The 23,118-nt window shown below is 39.9% G+C and carries 24 protein-coding genes; 4 read left to right on the top strand and 20 right to left on the bottom strand.

Annotated features, from left to right (window positions below):
- Positions 1–168 precede the first annotated feature (168 nt).
- From QM409_RS08985 to typA, 11 genes are all read right to left on the bottom strand, one after another.
- Positions 169–2,412 (bottom strand): heavy metal translocating P-type ATPase, encoded by a 2,244-nt coding sequence (locus QM409_RS08985; protein WP_049546477.1) that lies wholly within the window; start codon positions 2,410–2,412, stop codon positions 169–171.
- 9 nt (positions 2,413–2,421) lie between these two features.
- Entirely contained in the window at positions 2,422–2,793 is a 372-nt protein-coding gene (locus QM409_RS08990; protein WP_000935059.1) for a cupredoxin domain-containing protein, read from the bottom strand.
- 10 nt (positions 2,794–2,803) lie between these two features.
- Positions 2,804–3,199 carry a CopY/TcrY family copper transport repressor gene (locus QM409_RS08995; protein ID WP_001167198.1) on the bottom strand — a complete coding sequence of 132 codons (396 nt, stop codon included), beginning with the start codon at positions 3,197–3,199 and terminating at the stop codon, positions 2,804–2,806.
- A 169-nt stretch (positions 3,200–3,368) separates the two neighbouring features.
- Positions 3,369–4,505: an L-lactate oxidase gene (gene lctO, locus QM409_RS09000; protein ID WP_000120716.1), complete on the bottom strand. Its 1,137-nt coding sequence runs from the start codon at positions 4,503–4,505 to the stop codon at positions 3,369–3,371.
- 233 nt (positions 4,506–4,738) lie between these two features.
- Positions 4,739–5,371, bottom strand: a complete 633-nt coding sequence (pyrE, locus tag QM409_RS09005; RefSeq protein ID WP_004256185.1) for an orotate phosphoribosyltransferase — start codon at positions 5,369–5,371, stop codon at positions 4,739–4,741.
- A gap of 39 nt (positions 5,372–5,410) precedes the next feature.
- Positions 5,411–6,106, bottom strand: a complete 696-nt coding sequence (gene pyrF / locus QM409_RS09010) for an orotidine-5'-phosphate decarboxylase (protein WP_261077821.1) — start codon at positions 6,104–6,106, stop codon at positions 5,411–5,413.
- Between the two features lie 232 nt (positions 6,107–6,338).
- Positions 6,339–7,592: a cell division protein FtsQ/DivIB gene (locus QM409_RS09015; protein WP_414305558.1), complete on the bottom strand. Its 1,254-nt coding sequence runs from the start codon at positions 7,590–7,592 to the stop codon at positions 6,339–6,341.
- 9 nt (positions 7,593–7,601) lie between these two features.
- The gene (locus QM409_RS09020) at positions 7,602–8,660 is read right to left on the bottom strand and encodes a UDP-N-acetylglucosamine--N-acetylmuramyl-(pentapeptide) pyrophosphoryl-undecaprenol N-acetylglucosamine transferase (RefSeq protein ID WP_414305557.1); all 1,059 of its coding nucleotides are present in this window, start codon (positions 8,658–8,660) and stop codon (positions 7,602–7,604) included.
- 1 nt (position 8,661) lies between these two features.
- Positions 8,662–10,014 carry a UDP-N-acetylmuramoyl-L-alanine--D-glutamate ligase gene (gene murD / locus QM409_RS09025; RefSeq protein ID WP_414305556.1) on the bottom strand — a complete coding sequence of 451 codons (1,353 nt, stop codon included), beginning with the start codon at positions 10,012–10,014 and terminating at the stop codon, positions 8,662–8,664.
- A gap of 114 nt (positions 10,015–10,128) precedes the next feature.
- The gene (locus tag QM409_RS09030; protein WP_000262672.1) at positions 10,129–10,383 is read right to left on the bottom strand and encodes a DUF3165 family protein; all 255 of its coding nucleotides are present in this window, start codon (positions 10,381–10,383) and stop codon (positions 10,129–10,131) included.
- A 19-nt stretch (positions 10,384–10,402) separates the two neighbouring features.
- A complete protein-coding gene (typA, locus tag QM409_RS09035) occupies positions 10,403–12,244 on the bottom strand; it encodes a translational GTPase TypA (protein WP_000164111.1) in 1,842 nt (613 codons plus the stop codon).
- Between the two features lie 161 nt (positions 12,245–12,405).
- Here typA and QM409_RS09040 point away from each other — a divergent pair, with 161 nt between their 5' ends.
- Positions 12,406–13,131 (top strand): 16S rRNA pseudouridine(516) synthase, encoded by a 726-nt coding sequence (locus tag QM409_RS09040; protein ID WP_414305555.1) that lies wholly within the window; start codon positions 12,406–12,408, stop codon positions 13,129–13,131.
- A 39-nt stretch (positions 13,132–13,170) separates the two neighbouring features.
- Here QM409_RS09040 and QM409_RS09045 read toward each other — a convergent pair whose 3' ends face one another.
- From QM409_RS09045 to QM409_RS09065, 5 genes are all read right to left on the bottom strand, one after another.
- The gene (locus QM409_RS09045) at positions 13,171–13,398 is read right to left on the bottom strand and encodes a hypothetical protein (RefSeq protein ID WP_084886892.1); all 228 of its coding nucleotides are present in this window, start codon (positions 13,396–13,398) and stop codon (positions 13,171–13,173) included.
- A gap of 71 nt (positions 13,399–13,469) precedes the next feature.
- Positions 13,470–13,850, bottom strand: a complete 381-nt coding sequence (locus QM409_RS09050; RefSeq protein WP_000259256.1) for a rhodanese-like domain-containing protein — start codon at positions 13,848–13,850, stop codon at positions 13,470–13,472.
- Entirely contained in the window at positions 13,850–14,119 is a 270-nt protein-coding gene (locus QM409_RS09055) for a YqgQ family protein (RefSeq protein ID WP_000051787.1), read from the bottom strand. Before QM409_RS09055 ends, QM409_RS09050 begins: the two co-directional genes overlap by 1 nt.
- A gap of 47 nt (positions 14,120–14,166) precedes the next feature.
- Complete coding sequence (locus QM409_RS09060) at positions 14,167–14,763, bottom strand: response regulator (protein WP_414305554.1); 597 nt, start codon at positions 14,761–14,763, stop codon at positions 14,167–14,169.
- Entirely contained in the window at positions 14,744–15,472 is a 729-nt protein-coding gene (locus QM409_RS09065; RefSeq protein WP_239682357.1) for an ATP-binding protein, read from the bottom strand. Before QM409_RS09065 ends, QM409_RS09060 begins: the two co-directional genes overlap by 20 nt.
- A gap of 534 nt (positions 15,473–16,006) precedes the next feature.
- Between QM409_RS09065 and QM409_RS09070 the strand changes: the two genes are divergently transcribed.
- Positions 16,007–16,159, top strand: a complete 153-nt coding sequence (locus QM409_RS09070) for a hypothetical protein (RefSeq protein ID WP_257617127.1) — start codon at positions 16,007–16,009, stop codon at positions 16,157–16,159.
- Between the two features lie 239 nt (positions 16,160–16,398).
- Here the strand turns inward: QM409_RS09070 and QM409_RS09075 are convergent, their stop codons facing one another.
- The 4 genes from QM409_RS09075 to slmA form a co-directional block, all read right to left on the bottom strand.
- Positions 16,399–18,414 carry an FtsX-like permease family protein gene (locus QM409_RS09075; RefSeq protein WP_078238514.1) on the bottom strand — a complete coding sequence of 672 codons (2,016 nt, stop codon included), beginning with the start codon at positions 18,412–18,414 and terminating at the stop codon, positions 16,399–16,401.
- A gap of 12 nt (positions 18,415–18,426) precedes the next feature.
- Complete coding sequence (locus QM409_RS09080; RefSeq protein WP_261031378.1) at positions 18,427–19,161, bottom strand: ABC transporter ATP-binding protein; 735 nt, start codon at positions 19,159–19,161, stop codon at positions 18,427–18,429.
- Between the two features lie 131 nt (positions 19,162–19,292).
- Entirely contained in the window at positions 19,293–19,400 is a 108-nt protein-coding gene (locus QM409_RS09085; protein ID WP_020901952.1) for a QVPTGV class sortase B protein-sorting domain-containing protein, read from the bottom strand.
- A gap of 29 nt (positions 19,401–19,429) precedes the next feature.
- A complete protein-coding gene (gene slmA, locus QM409_RS09090) occupies positions 19,430–19,627 on the bottom strand; it encodes a salivaricin M family lantibiotic (RefSeq protein WP_414310501.1) in 198 nt (65 codons plus the stop codon).
- Between the two features lie 530 nt (positions 19,628–20,157).
- Between slmA and QM409_RS09095 the strand changes: the two genes are divergently transcribed.
- Together QM409_RS09095 and QM409_RS09100 are read left to right on the top strand one after the other, a co-directional pair.
- On the top strand, positions 20,158–21,066 hold the full coding sequence (locus QM409_RS09095) for a LysR family transcriptional regulator (protein ID WP_049487917.1): 909 nt from the start codon (positions 20,158–20,160) through the stop codon (positions 21,064–21,066).
- Positions 21,067–21,116: 50 nt separating this feature from the next.
- Positions 21,117–22,979 carry an N-acetylmuramoyl-L-alanine amidase gene (locus tag QM409_RS09100; protein WP_414305553.1) on the top strand — a complete coding sequence of 621 codons (1,863 nt, stop codon included), beginning with the start codon at positions 21,117–21,119 and terminating at the stop codon, positions 22,977–22,979.
- Positions 22,980–23,118 lie beyond the last annotated feature (139 nt).

Consider the following 23,118-nt stretch of genomic DNA (forward strand, 5'->3'; position numbering starts at 1 on the left):
ACAGTTTAAAAACGTTTTTAGTTTCTGTTTTATAATACTCAATGAAAATCAAAGAACAAACTAGAAAGCTAGCCGCAGGTTGCTCAAAACACAGCTTTGAGGTTGCAGATAAAGTTGACGTGATTTGAAGAGATTTTTGAAGAGTATAAAAAGCGAGCAAGCCCGCTTTTAATCTATTTTACTAAAGTTTAGTAAGAGTGAACTAGTCAGAACAGATACAGAACTAAAGGCCATGGCTAGACCAGCTAGTTCTGGATTGAGGGCCAGTCCAACACCAGAAAAGACTCCTGCTGCAATCGGAATTCCGGCGACATTGTAGATAAAGGCCCAGAAAAGATTGAGCAGAATTCGATTAAAGGTTTTCTTACTCATGTCAAAGGCACGAACCACGCCTAGGAGGTTATTGGTTGTCAACACTAAATCTGCTGACTCGATAGCGATATCCGTTCCAGCTCCCATAGCAATCCCCACATCTGCTACACTGAGGGCAGGAGCGTCATTGATACCATCACCAACAAAGGCTACTTTCCCAGTCGCTTGTAGTTTATGAATTTCATGAGCTTTTTCCTCTGGCAAGACACCTGCAATGACCTCTTCGATTCCGATCTGATCGGCAATGGCACGCGCCACACCAGCATTATCTCCTGTCAGCATGACTGTTTTAAGACCTCGTTTTTTCAACTGACTGATGGCAAGCTTGGCATTTTCCTTAGGAATATCTTGCAGAGCAAGCAAGCCTTTGATTTCATTGTCCACAGCCAAGAAAACAACTGTCTTAGCTTCTTTTTCTAGTTCTTCTAGTTTTTCTTGATAAGTTCTAGAAATATCCATGCCATCCAGCATTTTAGCATTTCCAAGCAAAACTTGTTTTCCATTGATTTGCCCTGAGACACCTTTCCCGTGCAAGGCTTGGAAATTTTCAACAGTTTGAAACTCAAGTCCAGCTTCACTCGCTCGTTTCACAACGGCTTCAGCCAGTGGGTGTTGAGAAGCTTCTTCCAAGGAAGCTGCCAATCCAAGCACTTCTACTTCGTCTCCAATGATATCTGTGACCACAGGTTTCCCTTCAGTCAAAGTCCCGGTCTTATCAAAAACAATAGTTTGGACTTTCTGGATTTCCTGTAGAACCGTTCCATTTTTGAGGAGAACTCCCATCTTGGCACTGCGACCTGTCCCCACCATAAGGGCTGTCGGTGTTGCAAGTCCCAATGCACAAGGGCAGGCGATAATCAAAACCGCCACTCCGTAGAGAAGAGAGGACACAAAGCTAGCTCCAAGCACGACCACACTATCCCTGAGCAAGACGAACCAAACCCAAAAGGTCACAATCCCTAAAATGACAACTGCTGGGACAAAAATTCCTGAAATCTTATCCGTCAAGTCCTGAATCGGCGCACGACTGGTTTGAGCTTTCTTCACAAAATCCACAATCTGAGCCAAAACAGTCTCTGAACCAACTTTTTCTGCTCTAAAAACAAGTGTTCCACTATTATTGATGGTTGAACCAATGACGGTATCTCCAACTGTCTTGTCCACAGGCAGACTCTCACCTGTCACCATAGACTCATCAATACTAGAGATACCTTCTACTACGACACCATCAACCGCAATCTTTTCACCGGGACGCACTCGAATCAGGTCACCTACCTTGACTTGCTCCAAAGGGACTTGAACATAGTTATCCTCACGCAAGACTTCTGCAGTTTTAGCCTGCAAGTCAAGTAATTTCTCCACAGCTTGGGAAGTATTTTTCCGCATTTTCTCCTCAAAAACGGCTCCCATAAGAACGAAGAAGAAGATAAAGGCAGCACTTTCAAAGTAAACGGGGAGACCAGCGAAGAGGGCAACTAAGCTATAGAAATAGGCCACTAGGGTTCCCAGAGCAACCAAGGTATCCATGTTGGCATTGTGCTTTTTAAAACTAGCCCAAGCACTTTGGATATAAGGACCACCTGCTACTAGCATAATCGGTGTTGTGGCTAAAAAGGTTCCCCAACGCATGACTTGGTGACTAATTCCTCCTGTCGACATCCCAATCATGAGGATCACAAGAGGCACAGTAAAGATACTAGTAATCCAAAAACGCTGTAAAAGTGATAGAGATTTTCGAGTCTTCTCAACAACTGTATAACTTCCCTTTTGCATCTTCATACCACAAGAAAATTCATGTTGACCTAATTCTTGAGGTGTAAAACGAATGACTTTCTCTTCGTCTACGCCGATTGGTTCTAAGATGCCTTCTTCTTCAAAAAGAATTTCCTTATAACAGTTTGAAGGAGTAGTACGATGAAAGGTAATCTCAGCTGGAATCCCTTTTTGAAGCTGTATATGAGCTGGATGGTAGCCTTTGTCTGCCGTGATACGGATTTTTTGAACACCATTTTCAAGACTTGCTTTTACAATTTCAGTCATATCATTCTCCTATTCTACAATCATCTTACCGTGCATCATATTCATGCCACAAGAGAAACCATACTCTCCAGCCTGCTCAGGCGTGATTTCCACTATATACTCTTCCCCCATAGGCAGGTCCGCATGTACACCAAAATCTGGAAAAACAATTTGGTCCAGACAGGGTGAAGGGTCCTTGCGGTCAAAGACAATGCGGGCTGGCACTGATTTCTTGAGGATAATCAACTCAGGCGTATAGCCCCCCATGACCTCCACTCGAATCTCTTGGTAGCCGTTTTTTTGCTGGGCCTTTTGTCCAGATTTTTCAGGCTTTTTGAAAAACCAAAACAAGATAAACGCGATAAGGGCAATACAAATAATGGTTACAATACTATTTAACATGACGTCTCCTTTACATACAATTACATTTTACTTTTGTTACAGCGCTTGATTTCTTCTCAGAAATCACAGCTTCCAAGTCTTCCAAGTCAGCCTGAGTAAAATCACATTCAGCAATCAAATCAGCCAACAAGTTCTTAATCCTACGGGAACAAACCTTGTCCTTGATATCTTGAACAAGTAAATCCCGACTTTGGTCCAAAGTTAAAAGGGCTGAATAGACAAAGAACTTGCCTTCTTTTTTCCTTGTCAGACACTCTTTCTCAACCAAACGAGCCAAAAGAGTCTGAATGGTCGACTTGGACCAGTCAAATCGCTCTGCCAGAACCCTGATCAAATCCGTACTGGTCTGTTCCCCCTGCATCCAAATAATCTTCATGACCTGCCATTCTGCATCTGAAATCTGCATCAGCGCACCTCCAAAATCTACATTTGTCAATTACAATTATCAGTATACTCTTAAAATCTACATTTGTCAATTATAAAAAATCGAATCTTTCTCTTTTTTTAAAATCTTTATTTCAAAAGTATTTAAAACACAAGAAAAACCTCCACATTCAGTGGAGGCAATCTTTTTATCAATACAATTTTAAGTCGCGTGGGTCAACTGGGAAGGTTGGGTTGTATGGGTTATGACGCAGTTTAAAGTGTTTAACGTCTTCAATCGTCTGAGTTCCAGACAATTGCATAACTGTCTTCAATTCCGCATTCAAGTGTTCAAAGACTTGACGTACACCAACACTACCGCCGAGAGCCAAGCCATAGATAACCGGGCGGCCAATAGCTACCAAGTCTGCTCCTGAAGCCAAGGCTTTAAAGACGTGTTGACCACGACGAACACCTGAGTCAAAGACAATTGGCACGCGTTTATCAACTGCTTCAGCTACTTCTTGAAGTGAGTCGAAGGCAGCTGGTCCACCGTCGATTTGGCGACCACCGTGGTTGGTTACCCAGATACCAGAAGCACCTGCAGCAAGCGAACGTTCAACGTCCTCACGGCATTGTGGTCCCTTGACATAAACTGGAAGTCCTGAGTATTCAGCGATGAATTCTACATCACGTGGAGACAAGCGTTGTTTAGCTGATTTGTAAACAAAGTCCATTGATTTACCAGCACCTTCTGGCAGGTATTCTTCAACAATCGGCATGCCAACTGGGAAGACAAAACCATTACGTTTGTCCACCTCACGATTGCCCCCTACAGTCGCATCTGCCGTCAAGACAATCGCTTTATAACCTTCAGCCTTCACACGGTCCATGATGTGGCGGTTGATTCCATCATCTTTACTAAAGTAAAATTGGAACCAATGAGGTGTCCCTTGAAGGGCTTCCGTAATTTCTGGAAGATCTACAGTAGAGTAAGAGCTAGTTGTGTAAAGAGAACCAAACTCATGCACACCACGCGCAGTCGCCACTTCACCCTGTTCATTTGCCAATTTATGAGCTGCAACAGGCGCCATAATGATTGGTGAAGACAATTTTTCACCTGCAAATTCAATCTCTGTACTTGGATTTTCAACATCACAAAGTGTATGAGGAACGATGAGTTTGTGGTTAAAGGCACGAATATTCTCACGCAAAGTGAAAGTATCTTCTGCCCCACTAGCGATATAGCCAAAGGCTGCTTTAGGAATAACTTGTTGCGCCATTGGCTCCAAATCATAGGTATTGATGAAATCTACATGACCTTCTGCATTGCTTGTTTTGTATGACATAAAATGCCCTCCTTAATAAGTAAGCGTTTACTTTGTATATTACAAAAATATCATAACTCTTTTTTCAAAACTTTTCAAATATTTTGTTTGGAAATTTCATACTTACAATCATTTTACAGAGATAATTAAAAATGATAAACTTTCTTAAGTTATGGAAATTCAAATAATCTTTTCATTTTCTATTCTAAAAAACAAAATCAGGTAATCCTAGTGACTACCTGATTTTTTATGTCTTAAGCATTTTGCCAATTTTCTTGGTCTTCTTTAAATCGTTTTAGAAGGTCGAGGCCTTCTGGTGTGATATAGCCTTCTTCTTGGGCTAGATGGATGAGTTCACTGTAGTTAGAAAGCGTCACAAGTTTGACACCTGCATCTGCAAAGTTTTTGTCTGCTTTTGGCAATTGGTAACTGAAAATTGCTACTACACCAAGCACATCTGCTCCTTCTCGCTTTGCTGCTGCTACTGCTTCAAGAACAGAACCACCTGTTGAAATAAGATCTTCAACCACTACCATTTTTTGACCCTGAGCTACGCGGCCTTCGATTTGGTTACCAGCTCCGTGGTCTTTTGGTTTACTACGGATATAGGCAAATGGCAAGTTCATCTTATCAGCAATGATAGCTCCGTGTGGAATCCCTGCTGTTGCAGTTCCTGCAATGACTTCTACCTCTGGAAAGGCTTCTTTAATAGCTTCCACAAAGCCATTTTCAATTAAGGTACGAGTTTCTGGATAGGCTAGTGTCACACGATTATCAGTGTAAATCGGTGACCTGATACCAGATGCCCAAGTGAAAGGCTCCTCTGGTTTAAGGTAAACGGCTTGAATTTTCAAGAGGTGGCTAGCGATATCTTTAGCAAGTGTCATGGTCTTCTCCTTTTGTTTTTCTAATCTATTTCTTTAATTCTAGTCTTGGTTCCATTCCTCTTTGATTGCATGATAAGCTGCAACAGGATCCTCAGCTTGGGTAATGGGACGTCCCACTACGATATAGTCACTGCCTATTTGATAGGCATCTGCTGGCGTCATGACGCGTTTTTGATCTCCTACTGCAGCTCCCTGTGGACGAATGCCTGGTGTCAGACAGATAAAATCTGGTTTGGTAGCCTGCTTGATGACTTGCACTTCCTGAGCCGAGCAAACAACACCATCTAATCCCGCTTCAGCCGTCTTCTTGGCATAGTGGATCACAGACTCTTGCAGGCTGGTTTGGATATTTTGAAACTCCTGCATCTGAGCTTCTGATGTTGATGTGAGCTGAGTGACAGCGATCAATTTTGCTTGACTTCCAAGACCTTCACGCGCCGCCTTCATCATCTCTACACCCCCAGACGCATGAACATTGGTCATATCCACACCAAGCTGAGACAAGACCTTCATAGCTGATTTGACTGTATTGGGAATGTCATGAAGTTTGAGATCAAGAAAGACGCTGTGACCCAGACCTTTCAAGTAAGACACAATCTCAGGACCCGCTGCATAATAGAGCTCCATCCCTACCTTGAGATAAAGGCTTTCTTCTACTGGGAAATGAGCTAAAAATTCCTTGACCGCCTCAAAACTAGGAAAATCAAGAGCAATGACTGGACGATGTTCTCGCATAGGTTTCTCCTTCTACCTTTGCTAGTGAGAGAGTCTGGCCAACAGAAGCCACGAAAAAAGGAACCTGCCAACAGCAAGGTTCCACGAAAAATGGGTAGTCTCCACCCTTTCACCGTCTAACCTTAGCTGCCTCTCTGGACTGCTTTAAAGGTTTTTTACTATTCTATTATTTCTACTAACACTTGTCAAGTAAAAACATGGCAACTAAAGAGCTATAGGAGAATAGGTAAACCTAGCGACGCGATGAACGCTGACTTGTTTGGTTTCGATTGCTCTCTTCCTCCAATTTTTTCTTCTCTTCTTCCAATTTATTCTGCTGTTCTTCCAGCCTTTTCTTCTCTTCCTCTTTCTGTTTCTTCTCAGCTTCCTTGGCCTCTTGTTTGGCTTTTTCCTCTGCCTCCATAATTAATTTATCCGCCACAGTGTAGCTGTAAATTCCAGCTTCCATGTCAATCACACTTGGTTCTGACAATTGAGGCTTAATCTTACTGTAGTAAGGCAGTTTCTTGCTCATTTCAGAAAGGGGAACCAAGATTTCGTCCGAATCATTCATGGTCAATCGAATTAAATCTGATGTCACCTTGCTTGGGGCTAGTTCCACCTTCTGAATAGCTGCTTTGAGTTCAGGGCTAATTTGAGAAAGTTCTGATGTAAAGGCCTTGATTTGTTCGCTGTCATTAAAGAGAACTGACAAATACGTTTCTGGCAGACTCACCAAACTTACAGCACTGGTCTCCACCTTCCCACTGGAAAGAATTGGATAATGACTTTCACCAGAAACATAGTAGGCAACAATATCGTATTCCTTGACCTTGATAGTAAACTTAGTTGGAAATTGATAGACAAGCTGAGCTGATTCAACCCAATAATTAGACTTGATCTGTTCTTCATATTTTGCCTTGTCTAGCAGAAGGTTAATCGTATAATCCGAATCCTGAATGCCTGAAGCCTGTCGAATATCATCAGCTGTAGTTTGCACCGTTCCCTCAACACGAATATCCTTCATGGTCGCATAAGGACTGAGCAAGTAGGCAGAGGCAACTAATAAAAGCAAACTGAGAAACAAAATCGAGATAGCCCGCCAGATATGAACTCCTGGAATTTTCGGTTTAGCCGGTTTTTCCTTTACAGGCTTTTTCTCTACTTTTTTAGCCTGTTTATTCTGTTTCTTTGGTTCTTTGGATTTTGGTTCTTCTTTGGCTACTTCTTTTTTGACGTCTTCTGATTTTTCTACTTTTTCTTCAGACTCTTCTTTAGCTGATTCTGGGTCTTTTGGTTCAGATTCACTCTCTTGGTCCTCAGTTGCATCTGACTTTTCAGATTTTGAAGCCATTCGAGCTTGTCTTTCCTTTTCCTTCTCCTCAGCTAGAGTCGCCTCTTCCTCAGCCTTCTTTTTTAGGTATTCTTGGTTTCGTTTCTGCCATTCTGATAACTCTTTAAATTCTTCGAGGATTTCTTTGCCCTCATTTTTCTTATCTTTTGACATTTACTTTCCTTATGATAAATCTTTTTTCAACAATTGATAAAAATCTGCTAGAGATTTCAATTCCTTAGATGCCTTCATGTTAGTCTGGTAGTATTCCTTGTGACTTAGTAAGTGAGAAAGCTTCTCTTCTAAACTGTCCAAGGTCAAATCGCTTTCTTGAAGCTCTTCTGCATAGCCTTTTTTTACAAAGTAAGCTGCATTTTCAATCTGGTCTCCACGACTAGCTTCACGACCAAGTGGCACAATAACATGTAATTTTGCCATGGCTAAGAGCTCAAAAATCGTATTGGCACCACCACGTGTCACAACAATATCAGCCAATTCCATCAAGGGTTGATAGAGATTGGTCACATAGTCAACACGAAAGAGATTTTGGCTCAACTCATTCAGGCTAGAATCTCCAGTTAAATTGATAATATTGTAGCGCTCTGTCAGTTCTTTCTTATGGTCTGTCACCAATTGGTTAAAGACACGAGCGCCTGCAGAACCACCAACAAACAATACTGTTGGCAATTTGGGATTAAAGTGAGTTTGAATATCCACCAATTCATCGGGTTCTGGACTTTTTTTGTCTGAAACCTTGGTCACTGCTCCTACATGCTCAACCTTAGCCAAACTTGAAGCTTGCTCAAAGGTTGAATACATCTTCGTCGCAAATTTATAGGCAATTTTATTGGCCAAGCCCATAGATAGGTCAGATTCGTGAATAAAGACAGGAACTCCTGAAACACGGGCTGCGATAACAGGTGGCACAGAGACAAAGCCTCCCTTTGAAAAAAGTGCTTGTGGACGAAGTCTCAACATGATAAAGAGAGATTGGACAATTCCCCATCCAACTTTAAAGACGTCCAGCATATTTTGCCAAGAGAAATAACGACGCAATTTTCCAGTCGCAATAGAATGGAAGGTGACATCAAGACCCGACTTGAGGATTTCTTGGTGTTCAATCCCACGCTTGTCCCCAATATAGTGAACTTCCCAGCCATCTTCGATGAACTTAGGCATTAACAAAAGGTTGAGAGTAACGTGTCCAACCGTCCCCCCACCTGTAAAGACAATTTTTTTCATATTATTCCTTTAACTCCGCTACTGTGTCGATAAAGAGGTCGCCACGTACTTCAAAGTTAGCATACATATCCCAGCTGGCATTGGCAGGACTGAGAAGAACCACATCTCCTTGAGTCGCAAGCTCGTAGGCCTTGCGGGTTGCATCTGCAATATCAGTCGCATCCACATAAGCCACACCAGCCTTGTCTGCTGCCCGTTTGACACGTTCTGCAGACTGACCCAGGATGACCATCTTCTTGAGTCCAGTAATATCTGGCACCAATTCGTCAAACTCATTACCACGGTCCAAACCACCTGCAATCAAAATGACCTTGCTGTTGTCAAATCCTGACAAGGCTTTTTGAGTAGCCAAGATATTGGTTGACTTGCTATCATTATAGAATTTGACACCCTTGATTTCATCCACAAACTGGAGACGGTGTTTGACACCTCCAAAGGCTGAAAGAGTTTCCTTGATGATCTGGTTATCCACACCACGAAGCTTGGCTACAGCAATAGTCGCAAGGGCATTTTCCACATTGTGGCTACCTGGAACTCCGATTTCATTCGCTGCCATGACAACTTCCCCACGAAAGTAGAGTTGACCATCTTCCAGATAAGCCCCATCAACCTTTTCAAGTGTTGAGAATGGTACAACTGTAGCTTGTGTTTTAGTAGCCAATTCTTTTGCCAAGTCTTGATTAAAGTTCAAGACAAGGAAATCAGCCGCTGTCATCTTGTTCTGAATATTCCACTTGGCTGCTACATATTCCTCAAAAGAACCATGATAATCGATATGAGTTGGCATGAGGTTGGTAATAACCGCAATCTCAGGATGGAATTCTTGAATGGCCATGAGTTGGAAAGAAGAAAGTTCCATGACAAGCGTGTCCTTATCTGACGCAGTTTGGGCCACTTGACTAGCTGGATAGCCGATATTTCCTGATAAAAGACCATGTTGACCAGCAGCAGTCAAAACTTCCCCAATCATAGTCGTTGTGGTTGTTTTACCGTTCGAACCTGTGATACCGATAATTGGCGCTTCTGAAATCAAATAAGCCAATTCCACCTCAGTCAAAACTGGAATTCCCTTTGCCAAAGCCTTCTCAATCATGGGATTGCTGTAAGGGATACCTGGATTTTTTACCATAAGGGCAAACTCTTCATCCAAGAGTTCCAAAGGATGGCCACCTGTAATGACCTTGATCCCTTCTTCCAACAAACTTTGAGCAGCTGGATTGTCCTCAAAAGGTTTCCCATCATTTACTGTCACAATGGCACCGAGCTTGTCCAACAAACGAGCTGCAGATTCACCAGACTTAGCCAAACCTAAAACAAGGACTTTCTTATTTTTAAATTGATCTATTACTTTCATGTCTCGAACTCCATTTCTACTCTTACTATTTTACCATTTTTATGGAAATAATTCTAAATGAAAATGCTCAGATTCAGCATTCTAACAAGCAAAAAGAGAGCCAAAACTCTCTTTTTATCTTCTTTTGTTTTTACTAACCGACATGAGGGTAATATCTCGCAAGCTAAAGTATGCTAGGAAGAGCATGGCGATTGCGATAAAAAATTCTGTCGGTAGCTGAAAGATTTGCAGAACAGACAGCATGAGTAAAATCAAGAGTGCTACGAAAGCAAAGACGACAAGGACGATATTGACTGTCCCTTTAATGCTTTCTGGTGTCGCAAATACATAGAGTAGTAATAAGAGGAGTCCTATGATTAAATAAACCATCTTTATCTCTTTCTAGCTCTTATTCAGCTGATTTTTTCTTCTTGTTAGCTTTCTCACGCTCTGCCTTGTTAAGGATTTGTTTACGCAAACGGATAGACTCAGGCGTTACTTCCATGTACTCATCGTCGTTCAAGAACTCAAGAGACTCTTCAAGGGTCAAGATACGAGGTGTCTTGATAACAGCTGTTTGGTCCTTAGTAGCTGAACGAACGTTAGTCATTTGTTTCGCCTTAGTGATGTTAACTGTCAAGTCATTTTCACGAGAGTTTTCACCGATGATCATTCCTTCATAAACCTCAGTACCTGGGTTGACAAAGATCGTACCTCGTTCTTCGATAGACATGATTGAGTAAGTTGTAGCCTTACCAGCATCGATAGAAACAAGGGCACCACGGTGACGACCACCAATTTCACCTGGAATCAATGGCAAGTATTGGTCGAAGGTATGGTTCATGATACCGTAACCACGAGTCATTGACAAGAACTCAGTTGAGTATCCAATCAAACCACGCGCAGGAACAAGGAAGACCAAGCGAGTTTGACCATTACCAGTTGAAATCATATCCAACATTTCACCCTTACGTTCAGAAAGGCTTTGGATAACAGACCCTTGGTATTCTTCTGGAGTGTCGATTTGAACACGTTCAAATGGTTCACATTTAACACCGTCGATTTCTTTTACGATAACTTCTGGACGAGATACTTGAAGCTCATAACCCTCACGACGCATTGTCTCGATAAGGATTGACAAGTGCAATTCTCCACGTCCTGAAACAGTCCATTTATCTGGTGAATCAGTTGGGTCAACACGAAGAGAAACATCTGTTTGCAATTCTGCCTGCAAACGTTCTTCCACCTTACGAGAAGTCACCCATTTACCTTCCTTACCAGCAAATGGTGAGTTGTTGACCAAGAAAGTCATTTGAAGAGTTGGCTCATCGATGTGTAGGATTGGAAGTGCCTCAACTGCGTCTGTCGGAGTGATAGTTTCACCGACAAAGATATCTTCCATACCAGAAACGGCAATCAAGTCACCTGCTTTTGCTTCTTGGATTTCACGACGTTCCAAACCAAAGAAACCGAAGAGTTTTGTAACACGGAAGTTTTTAGTTGTGCCGTCAAGTTTAGAAAGGGTAACTTGGTCCCCAACCTTAACTGTACCACGGAAGACACGACCGATACCGATACGACCAACGAAGTCATTGTAGTCCAAAAGTGACACTTGGAACTGCAAAGGCTCATCTGAGTTGTCTACTGGAGCTGGGATATGGTCGATAATTGTGTCAAAGATTGGCGCCATAGTCGCTTCTTGGTCAGCTGGATCATCTGACAATGAAGAAGTTCCGTTGATAGCTGAAGCATAGACCACTGGGAAATCAAGCTGGTCGTCATCTGCACCAAGCTCGATGAAAAGTTCCAAGACTTCGTCCACTACTTCTGCTGGACGAGCTGATGGCTTATCGATTTTATTAACAACCACGATTGGGACAAGATCTTGTTCCAAGGCTTTTTTCAATACAAAACGAGTCTGTGGCATTGTTCCTTCGTAGGCATCTACGACCAAGACAACACCGTCAACCATTTTCATGATACGCTCAACTTCTCCACCGAAGTCCGCGTGTCCTGGTGTGTCCATGATATTGATACGAGTTCCGTTGTAGGCAACGGCTGTATTTTTAGCAAGGATGGTAATTCCACGCTCTTTTTCGATATCGTTTGAGTCCATAGCACGCTCAGCCAATTCAGTACGTGCATCAAGCGTTTCTGATTGTTTCAATAATTCATCAACGAGGGTTGTTTTACCGTGGTCAACGTGGGCGATAATCGCAATGTTACGGATATCTTCTCTTAATTTTGTCATGATTTCCTCTATAATATTCAAAATTTATTTTCTAACTGAACGATTATACCATAATTTCAGGTAAATGACATAACTCAAGCAAGTGTAAATGTTTTCACTATGCTTTTCTTTTCACGTCAAGCCTTTTCAAAGCAAGCGACTTATGATAAGATAGGCACAGTATGCGTTTAGATAATTTATTAGCCCAAGAAAAAATCAGCCGAAAGGCCATGAAACAAGCCTTACTCAAAGGGGACATTCTCGTCAATGGTTGCCCAGCCCGCTCCCTAGCCCAAAATATCGATACAGGACTACAGGAACTCCTTTTTCAGGACCGAATCATTCGAGGTTATGAGCACACCTATCTTATGCTTCATAAGCCTACTGGTGTCGTTACAGCCAACAAAGACAAGGAACTCCAAACCGTCATGGACCTGCTGTCACCTGACATCCAGTCTGACAAGCTCTATGCCGTCGGCCGACTGGACCGAGATACGACGGGACTCCTCCTCTTGACTGACAACGGTCCCTTGGGCTTTCAACTCCTCCATCCCCAATATCATGTCGATAAGACCTACCAAGTTGAGGTTAATGGACTTCTGACACCTGACCATATCCAAGCCTTTCAAAAGGGAATTGTCTTTTTAGATGGTACTGTCTGTAAACCTGCAAGACTAGAGATTCTATCTGCAAGTCCTTCCCTCAGTCAAGCCTCTATCACCATTTCAGAAGGAAAATTTCATCAAATCAAGAAAATGTTCCTCTCAGTTGGTGTTAAGGTGACATCCCTCAAACGAGTTCAGTTCGGTGAGTTTACATTAGACCCAGAACTAGCAGAAGGTCAATACCGTCCCTTAAACCAAGAGGAATTGAAAATCATTAAAAATCACTTAGAGAAAAGTGGATAAAAGAAAAAAGCTTTATGTTTAAAGCTTTTTGTTTATTGCTTATCTAAAAAATACTGCGACGGCTACAATCCAGTTAAGTACAGAAACCACAAGTCCTACAATGTTGAGAATTTTTTCTGTTTTATAGTCTAGTCCAGATTCTTTTTGGTATGAAATAGCCAAGACCAATCCTACGATACCCAAAACAATACCTACAATTGGAAATAGCAAACCGAGCACAATAGATAGGATACCTAAAACAAGAGAGTGTTTTTTCTTTTCTTGCATTTTTTAAAAACTCCTTAAAATGATTATTAATTTAGTATATGAGACCGACTATATCAACTTTTTACAGAATATTAACTAGTCTTCACTTTCCCTTTCCAAGAATCCAAACCATAAGAAAGGATATAAATCTCAGAAAAACCTTGTTTTTTCAAGTAAAGGGCTGCATTTGTCACACGTTGCGCACGTTGGTTTTCGTAAAGAAGGACAGGTTTGTCTTTACGAAGGGCTGCAAGACTAGTTTTCAACTGACTTGAAGGAATATTGCGAGCCCCAAGAATATGTTTTCTGTGGAATTCTGCTGGATCACGCAAATCAATCAATTGACCCGTACGAATCAAGGCTTCAAACTCCTCATTGTCTACAATTTTAGCCGCACGGCGAATACGAAGATAGTTAAAGCCCATCCATGCCAACATTGCCAGTATAAGTGCCCACAAAATCCAAGTAACCATTAGTTCTTTTCTCCATTTTTCTCAATATAATCCAATTCTACCTTGTGCTCTCTGCGTAGAACCGCTTCTGCCTCTAGATAGTCTAATTTGTCCATCAACCCTGCATCGTAAATCCGAGAGAGTTCCAACTTCATCAGTTCAATATCATATAAGCGTTTTCCCATGTAAACAATAATACCAAATCGTTTGAGGAATTGCTGCACATCATAGAATGTTTTCATAAGACTCATTCTAGCAAAATTTTGTGTTTTTTTCAAGAAGAGACTCACACAAGAAGTATCACAGAATTTAAAAAAGCTGCATCTTCTGCAACTTTTTAATCTGGTGGAAAATAACCCAACTGCTCAGCGATGTGAATCGCCTCCTGCCTGTTAGCCACTCCTAATTTTAAAAAGATATTGGCTAGGTGATTGGAAACTGTACGTTTACTCACATAGACCTTGTCACAGACATCATCAATAGTCAAGCCATTTCTAACCAGTTCTAGTATCTCGATTTCTCGTGGTGTTAGCACCTCTACCATCACTTCATCTGAAAAGATCTTACCTCCTAGATAAATCTTTTCCAGTTTTTTCACCAACTCATCTGGATCCATACTTTTATCTAGAAATCCATAAGCCCCCATAGCTTTAGCTCGGTGTTCATACATCTTTTTGCTGTAACCTGTCAAAATCACAACCTTACTAGAACAACCATTGTCGATAATCTCTTGTGCCAAGGTCAGCCCATCAGCTTGATACAGACTCGTCAGGTTGATATCAATCAAAATAATGTCGTAGTCATTAAAAGCAATCTCCGAAATAGTCGAAAAATTATCTACTAACTGGACCTTTTTAATGTTTTCCGATAACTCTAAAATCATCTTGATACTTTGGCTAAATAATTTATGATCATCAATTAACAAAATTTTCATAACACAACTCCTTATCAATCGGGAGAGTAATTTCTACACGAAATCTCTTATTATTTTCAAAAATCTGCATTTGACCACCTAAAACACTAATTTTATTAGACATATTTTTCAAGCCATAACCTAAGGATTTTTCTGTTTGAAGGCAGTCATTTTCAGAAATGATAAAAATAGTGTCATCATGTACATCAATCTTCAAAGAAATCGTTCCACCACTAGCGTACTTAACGGCATTGGTCGCCAACTCCTCAACCAGACGATAGGCAATTTTATCGTAAGGAGATAAAAGCCTAAAGTGGGCAGGAAACTGTGTGACGACTTCATTTTCTGCGTGATAGCGCTTGACAATCCGATTAATCAGCCCTTGATACTGTATGTCTAACTGCTCGTCTGTTTCTACCATTGGCTGATAATAATCCATCCGCTCACGAATCCGCTGAACCAACTCCTCTGTCACCAGATTGATCTGTTCACCAAAAGCTTGATTGCTACTATATTTATTAAAATTTTTTATCGCCATCACATTTTGCAGGATTTCATTGTGAAGAAATTCGGAGAACTGTTGTTCTGTGTCTTCATTTGCCAGCAGACTTTTCACCATACGGTTACGCTTTAAAAAGAGAACTTTTACATAATCCCTAGCATCTAGCATTTCAGCAGAACGAAAAAGGCGAATCAATTCTTCCGAACAAATCCCGAACAATAGTAACATGATATTCAATACCAAAAAGCTCGTGTTTAAGTCTAAATGAAAGATGATGAAAATGCCTACTAACAAAAACATAATCAGTAAAAACAAGCGTGAAAAAGCTTTTATATAGGACAACTTCAACTCTACTACCTTTTTCTGAAGAGAGTTAATAATTGTTTTGAGATGCAAAAAAGCAAGTATTCCAATAATCTCAAGATACCAGACTAGGTTCATCACTCCTGCGCCCCTCGTATTGATATACAAAAAGAAATAAGAAAGAGGCAATATTAAAGCTAATATCCACAAATTTCGTCTCTGATACTTGAGTTTACTTTTCAACTCTTTATGATATAAAATCAGTAAAATCAAGGGAACAAGGTTTAAAAAGAAAGACGCAAACAAGGACAGAAAGAGAAAAATTGAAGGACTTAACAGATACGAACTAATGGTGATTAGTGTCAACACAAAGGCCACACTCAACAGTTCTTCTCCTATTTTCTCTCCCAGAAAGATAATAGACAGAGAACTATACACCAATAAAAAAGAGTTGAGCGGATGAAGAATATCAAAAAAGTGCAACAGGGTGCTCGCAACTCCTTGATTAAATATGGATTGCCAGCTAATGAGAAACATCATCAGGAGCAACCAAAGTTTCAACTCACTATAGCGAAAGGTCACAATATTACAAATATAGCTAAATACAATTAAAGCAATAATCAGCAATAAAACCATCTGCAAAGAAAAATCTGTCGAAAAGTCCAGAGGAATCCTATAATAAATATAAATCATCAAAGCTAGATGATTAAAAATCGTCAACCACCACAATAAAAGTGAGTTTTTCGAGAGCGATTTGACAAACTGTTTCATATGTATCCACTTCCTGAACTACTTTAATATCATTATAACACAATACCAGAATTGTCGGATAGGCAACTCTGGTATTTGACTTAATTTTCAATAATTTGCCAACTTACTCTGTAAGTCACTAGCAGGTAAAGGACAAAGAGTAAAACCGCTACTCCCAGATAGGTGATATCAATAGAAATGCTAGTATTAGCGAAATTTTCAAAATAGCCTAGAAGTGCGGTACTCAAGGCAAGCGCTAGCGGACCTGCGATAACCAACGGAACCAAGAAATAACTTAGAATCTGTTGCAAAAGAATAGAGCGATTTTGCTTTCTCTTGTTCCCAAGAAGGTATAAGATTTGATAATCATTCACACTATCTAAAGCACTTGTAGAAGTTTGAAGGGACAAGATACTGAGGGAAATAATGATAAAAATAACACTGACAAAAATCATGACAAAGACAATGACGCCCATAAATCCAAGGTAAACCTCAAAAATACTTCCTTTCGTTTGATAGGTGAACGAATTCAACTCTGCTCCATCACGAGTGAAGTAGTATTTTTCAATCCACTGACTCAAGAATGTTTCTACTTCCCGTTTGTCAATGTTTTCTTTAAAATTAGCAACATAGGTCGTGTGGTCTTCCGTCAATCCAACTACTACCTTATCTGGTACAATCAAGGTTCCTGCGTCATTTAGACCTACTGAAGATAAAAAGTAAACTGTTTCAAGTGGCTTCGAAGAGGCAAGGTTGAGAGAATGACCGTTAATCATGAGGGTTTTGGTCGTTGATAGAAAGTCCTGAATCTGCTTGGCAGTTCCTTTATAATTGGCATTGACTAGAAATTGGTCTTCTGCTAAGTCAACCGCTTTTTTCCCTTGCAGTTTGCGGAGGTGATTGTAGGCAGAAATTCCTAAAATCGGTACTTTTGATTCAGGAAGTTTCTTATCATGCTCCCAGAGATTGCTGGTATCAATCAAATCTTTATAGATTACATCACTAGAATAGCTAGGATAGCTGTACTCCTCTTTGATGAGGTTAAAGTCAAATCCATCTGCTTTCAATCTGTCTTTGACAGATTCCTGAGAAAATTGAAACTCTTGACCACGGTAGAGATTGACAGTTACATCATAAGGTGAGTATTTGTTCAGCTCTCGGTTCATAGTCGTATAGGCACTACCACTAAAAACGAGTAAGCTGAGAGCCAGTGTCAAGGTCAAGGATAAGACAGCCAACGTGACCGAATTACTATCAGCTTGTTTTGAAAATTGACGGATTTTAAAAGTGTTTAGTTTGTTATAGTAGGTTTGAGGCAGTTTTCTAAGGGAGACCAAGATAAAATGGCTCAAGGTATTGTAAAATAAAATCACAAAAATCACGAAGACAGATACCAGCAAGATACCCCAGCTTTTCAAGAATGATAGATGGTGATAGTCTGAAAAATAGAGAGCACCAAAACCGATAACAGCTGTCGAAAGAATAAAGAGAAGTACTTGAAGAACTGGCTTGCCTTTTGCCAAGACAGATTTCTTGACCCCATTTTCTTGAATGAGTGCAATGATATTTTGCTTTCTAAAAGTGATAATGTCCATAACACCAACAATAAAACTGGTTACCAAATAGGAATAAACTAGTAAGATGACAGACTTACTATCAAAGAAAACCAGATTACCAAAGTAATTAGCCATGAAAAACTCAGATGCAATCTTAGCTAGAATGACCAGTAAGATCACTCCAAGAAAGAAACCTAGAATCAAGGAAAAGATATTGACCAGCATGGTTTCAAAGAACAGGGTACGGATAATCTGCTTCTTCTTCATTCCCAGCGTTGCATAAAGTCCCAACTCTTTCTTGCGCCGTCCCAGCACAAAATTTGTGGCGTAAACGATGAGAAAGGCAATCGCCGATAGAATCAGATAGGAAAGCAAACCCATGTACTGGCTCATCACCGTCGTCAACGTTTCCTTTGCTCCTGATAAACTTTGCATCACTGGATGGCTTGGTAAAGCATTAAAAGCGTAGAGCAAGCTATAAATCAAGGTCAGACTGAAAAAATAGATGGTATAGGTCTGTAAATTTCGAAATACATTTCGTAAAATCAATTTTGGATACATACTTTCCCCCTCCTATCTGGTACGGCTGTATATCTCTTGCAAATACTCTTCATTAGATAAGCTGTTACGTTTCAAATCATCCATAATCTTTCCATCACTGAGTAGCACCATCCGTGAGGAATACTTTGCTGCAGCAGGGTCGTGGGTGACCAATAAAATGGTGATCCCAAAACTTTTATTGATTTCCTGCAAAAGTGCCATCAGTTTTTCAGAATTGGCAGAGTCCAAGGCTCCTGTCGGCTCATCTGCGATAATCAGTTTAGAATCATCAATCAAGGCTCTAGCAGTTGCCACACGTTGTCGCTGGCCACCTGATAACTGATTAGGAAACTTATCTTTTAAGTTTTGGATGGCCAACTTATTCAAAATTTCCTCAATCTTATCCTGATGTTTTTTGATATTTTTCCCCTGAATTTGAAGAGGTAGAACGATATTTTCATAAACTGTCAAGGTTTCCACCAAGTTGTAAGCTTGGAAAATATAGGAAATGTTTTTAGCACGATAGTCAGCTAGTTCATTTTCCTTGGCATGGATGATGTCAAAATCTTCAAATCGAATCTCACCTGATGTTGGTTTATCAATCGTTGAAATACAGTTGAGGAGTGTTGTTTTTCCACTACCACTGGCACCCATAATTGCCAGAAATTCACCTTTTTCAACGGACAAGTTCACATCTAATAAAGCATGAACGATATTATCCCCTTGACCAAATGTTTTCGTTAATCCTGTTACAATAAGCTGTTTCATAATTTCATTCCTCCGTTTATTTATTACTCTCTTATTATACGGTTCCTTTCAATGTTTGGCATGAGTATTTTGTGCAATATATTCAAGTAATAAAAAAACCGATGCCTTTTTCAGGTATCGGTTGATGTTGATTATTTGCGATCGTTTCTTTTTTTCATAAAGTAAACAATCCCTATGACAACAACTCCTAAGACCAGTACAGGTGCATAGAAGTCTAGTGTTCCAATAATTCCTTCCATTTTATCCTCCTGTCAAAAAATAGAGAGTTTTATACACAGCGCACGTTTGGCGAAATACATTCATAAGAATATGTAAACCACCAACCACAGTGCCCCTGTGCTGTTAATCTAACAGCCGTACCATACCCAGCAGCAGATTTACCATTCAACTCTTGGCTATTAATTGCATAATCCAAAGAATCAATCTCAAAGTTATCTTGTTTTATTTGTATTTCTCCCGTAAATATAACACCAAATCAAAATGTTGTCAATGTTTTGAAATAAAACACTAGAATCTTCCTTTTGTTTTATCTAACAGCGAACATTATTTCTCGTAAACTCATAGGAATAGGTGAAATACAATCCACAGAGACCTGCTAGTGTCATTTTAAAAGCTATGTACCACTAGCTCCTGATTTCCCGAAAAGTTCTTGGTTTTCAACCTCAAAACTTAAAGAATCAATCTCTGAACGATTTATATTTTTAGCCATAAGGTTGCCTCCTTCCTTCTTTTAGATGATCATCTTTACAGTAACTAGTATAAACTCTAGTATTGGCTAAGTAATGAGTAAATCGTGCAAGTTTCTTATTTTCGAGGAAAATTTTTATAGTTCTCAATTAAAAAACAGCTGAACAATCTCTTACTCAGCTACTTTTTTACACTATTTCTTAAATTATTTAGAATTTTCTTCTTAGTTACTTTACAGAGACCCACACACTCCCCCTGATTTTCCTATCTTCTTTGGCGATTCTGAAGCAAGTGTGGTACAATAAAAACATGAGAATTCAACAATTACATTATATTATCAAAATCGTCGAAACTGGCTCCATGAATGAGGCAGCCAAGCAACTCTTTATCACTCAACCGAGTCTTTCCAATGCAGTAAGAGATTTGGAAAATGAAATGGGCATTGAAATCTTTATTCGTAATCCTAAGGGTATCACCTTGACCCGTGATGGGATGGAGTTCCTCTCTTATGCCCGTCAGGTTGTCGAGCAAACCCAGCTTCTGGAGGAACGCTATAAAAATCCTGTCGCCCACCGTGAACTCTTTAGCGTTTCATCTCAACACTATGCCTTTGTGGTCAATGCCTTTGTATCGCTACTCAAGAAAAGCGATATGGAAAAATACGAGCTCTTCCTTCGTGAAACTCGTACTTGGGAGATTATCGATGACGTAAAGAACTTCCGTAGTGAGGTCGGTGTCCTATTTTTGAACAGCTACAACCGTGATGTGTTAACCAAAATGCTGGATGACAACCACCTGCTGGCTCACCATCTCTTTACCGCCCAACCGCATATCTTTGTCAGCAAGACCAATCCTCTAGCAAAGAAAGACAAGGTCAAACTAGAAGACTTGGAGAACTTCCCTTACCTCAGCTATGACCAAGGAACTCATAACTCCTTCTACTTCTCTGAAGAGATTCTCTCGCAGGAATACCACAAAAAATCTATCGTAGTCAGCGACCGTGCTACCCTCTTTAATCTCTTGATTGGTTTGGATGGTTATACCATTGCAACAGGTATTTTGAACAGCAACCTCAACGGAGACAATATCGTTTCCATCCCACTGGATATTGATGACCCAATTGAACTGGTCTATATCCAGCATGAAAAAACCAGCCTGTCTAAGATGGGCGAACGCTTTATCGACTATCTCCTAGAAGAAGTCCAGTTTGATAGTTGAGAAAGCAGCAAAATTTTATTATAATAATCAAAAAATAAAAGGAGATAAATATGAAAAAGATTATACTTGCTAGTGCAGTTGCCTTATCTATTTTAGGATATACTCAAGCAACTGCCCAAGCTCAAGAAAATAAAGCAGAGAGAGTAAAAGAAAATGTAACAATTCCTCATTCAAGTACTTCTAAAATCGAAAACCAAGAAAAACCGAAAGAAAAGCTCGAAAAACCAGACAATTCGTCTAAAGTTAATGACAAAGAAGAAAAAATCGAGAAAAAAACTCCCGCTAAAGCAGAGGAGAAAGCGGAAGAAAAAAAAGTTGAAAAAGTCAAAGAAGGTTGGCAGGAAGAAAATAATAACTGGCGATTTTATGAACACAATAAATCTGTTATCAACTGGAAAAAAATCCAAGGCAAGTGGTACTATTTTAACAAAGATGGAAATCGACTAAGCAATACAACCTTTGATGGTTATGTATTCAATAAAGATGGAGTGATGGCCGAAAACGGTTGGAACTTTATCAATGGAAAATGGTACTTTGCCAGTTCTTCAGGAAAAATTTCTCAAAATAAATGGGAAAAAATTGGTGGGTCTTGGTATTACTTCGACAAAGATGGAATCATGCTTAGCAATACAACCATTAACAGCTACTTGCTGACAAATAGTGGAGCAATGGCTGAAAACAAATGGGTTCTCATTGATAAACACTGGTACTTCGCTAATTCTTCTGGAAAAATTTCTCAAAATAAATGGGGAAAAATTGGTGGGTCTTGGTATTACTTCGACAAAGATGGAATCATGCTTAGTAATACAACCATTAACAGCTACTTGCTGACAAATAGTGGAGCAATGGCCGAAAACAAATGGGTTCTCATTGATAAACATTGGTACTTCGCTAATTCTTCTGGAAAAATTTCTCAAAACAAATGGGAAAAAATTAATGGTATTTGGTACTATTTTGACAAAACAGGTATTATGTTCAGTAACCAATGGCAAGGTAATTATTATTTAAAATCAAGTGGTGCCATGGCTGAAAAAGAATGGGTTTTTGATAAGACCTACAATAGCTGGTTCTACCTAAAAGAGAATGGAACATTTGCAAACCTAGAATGGATTGGAGCTTACTATCTTAAATCTGGTGGTTATATGGCTAAGAATGAGTGGATTTTTGATAATTACTATAATTCTTGGTATTATCTAAAAGAAGACGGGCAATACGTCACTAATATTTATAAAATATCCGGAAAAGATCATATCTTTAAAAATGATGGTAGATGGGTTAGTGAAGTTCCTGAGGGGTTTGTAAAAGGCCAATACAGTAAAACCATCTTTTTAGACCCTGGACATGGGGGAAGAGACTCAGGTGCATACTATTACAATGTCTCTGAAAAAGACCTCAACATGCAAGTGTATCGTAAATTACGTAAAAAGTTAGAAGAACTTGGCTACAAAGTTCTCACTTCACGTGATAGCGATATTGATGTAGACTTCATTACAGAACGTTCTCGTATGGTTAACAAGACTAACTCTGACATCTTTATCAGTATTCACTTCAATGCGACTGGTAGTGCATACTCAAAATCTAGTGGAATTCAAACCTATTCCTACAGTGATGAACCTGATTATCCAAGTAAAATTAACCCATACTGGCATAACCACCCTGACCGTATGAGTGAGAGCAAGCGCCTTGCAACATCTATCCACTCTTCATTGTTAGCTGAAACTGGTGCCAAAGATGCTGGTTTATTGGAAAGTAGCTTTGCCGTTCTTCGAGAAACTGCTAAACCAGCCGTCCTCCTAGAGCTTGGTTATATGGATAATTTCGCTGAAAATCAACAGATTCAAGATAGCCACTATCAAGATAAGCTTGTGGCAGGTATCGTGAAAGGAATCCAAAAATATTACGCTGGTAAGTAAAAAAAGAACCTGAGACAAAATAGTTCTCAGCCACAAAAAAGCTAGAGATTTCCAATAGCGGAACTCTAGCTTTTTAATTTTGAGTCGTTCTCTTATTGTATTTTAGGAGGTTATTGGCCATAAGTACCAATCCCATGTC

Source organism: Streptococcus mitis (assembly GCF_047465045.1).
Lineage (GTDB): Bacteria > Bacillota > Bacilli > Lactobacillales > Streptococcaceae > Streptococcus > Streptococcus mitis_DT.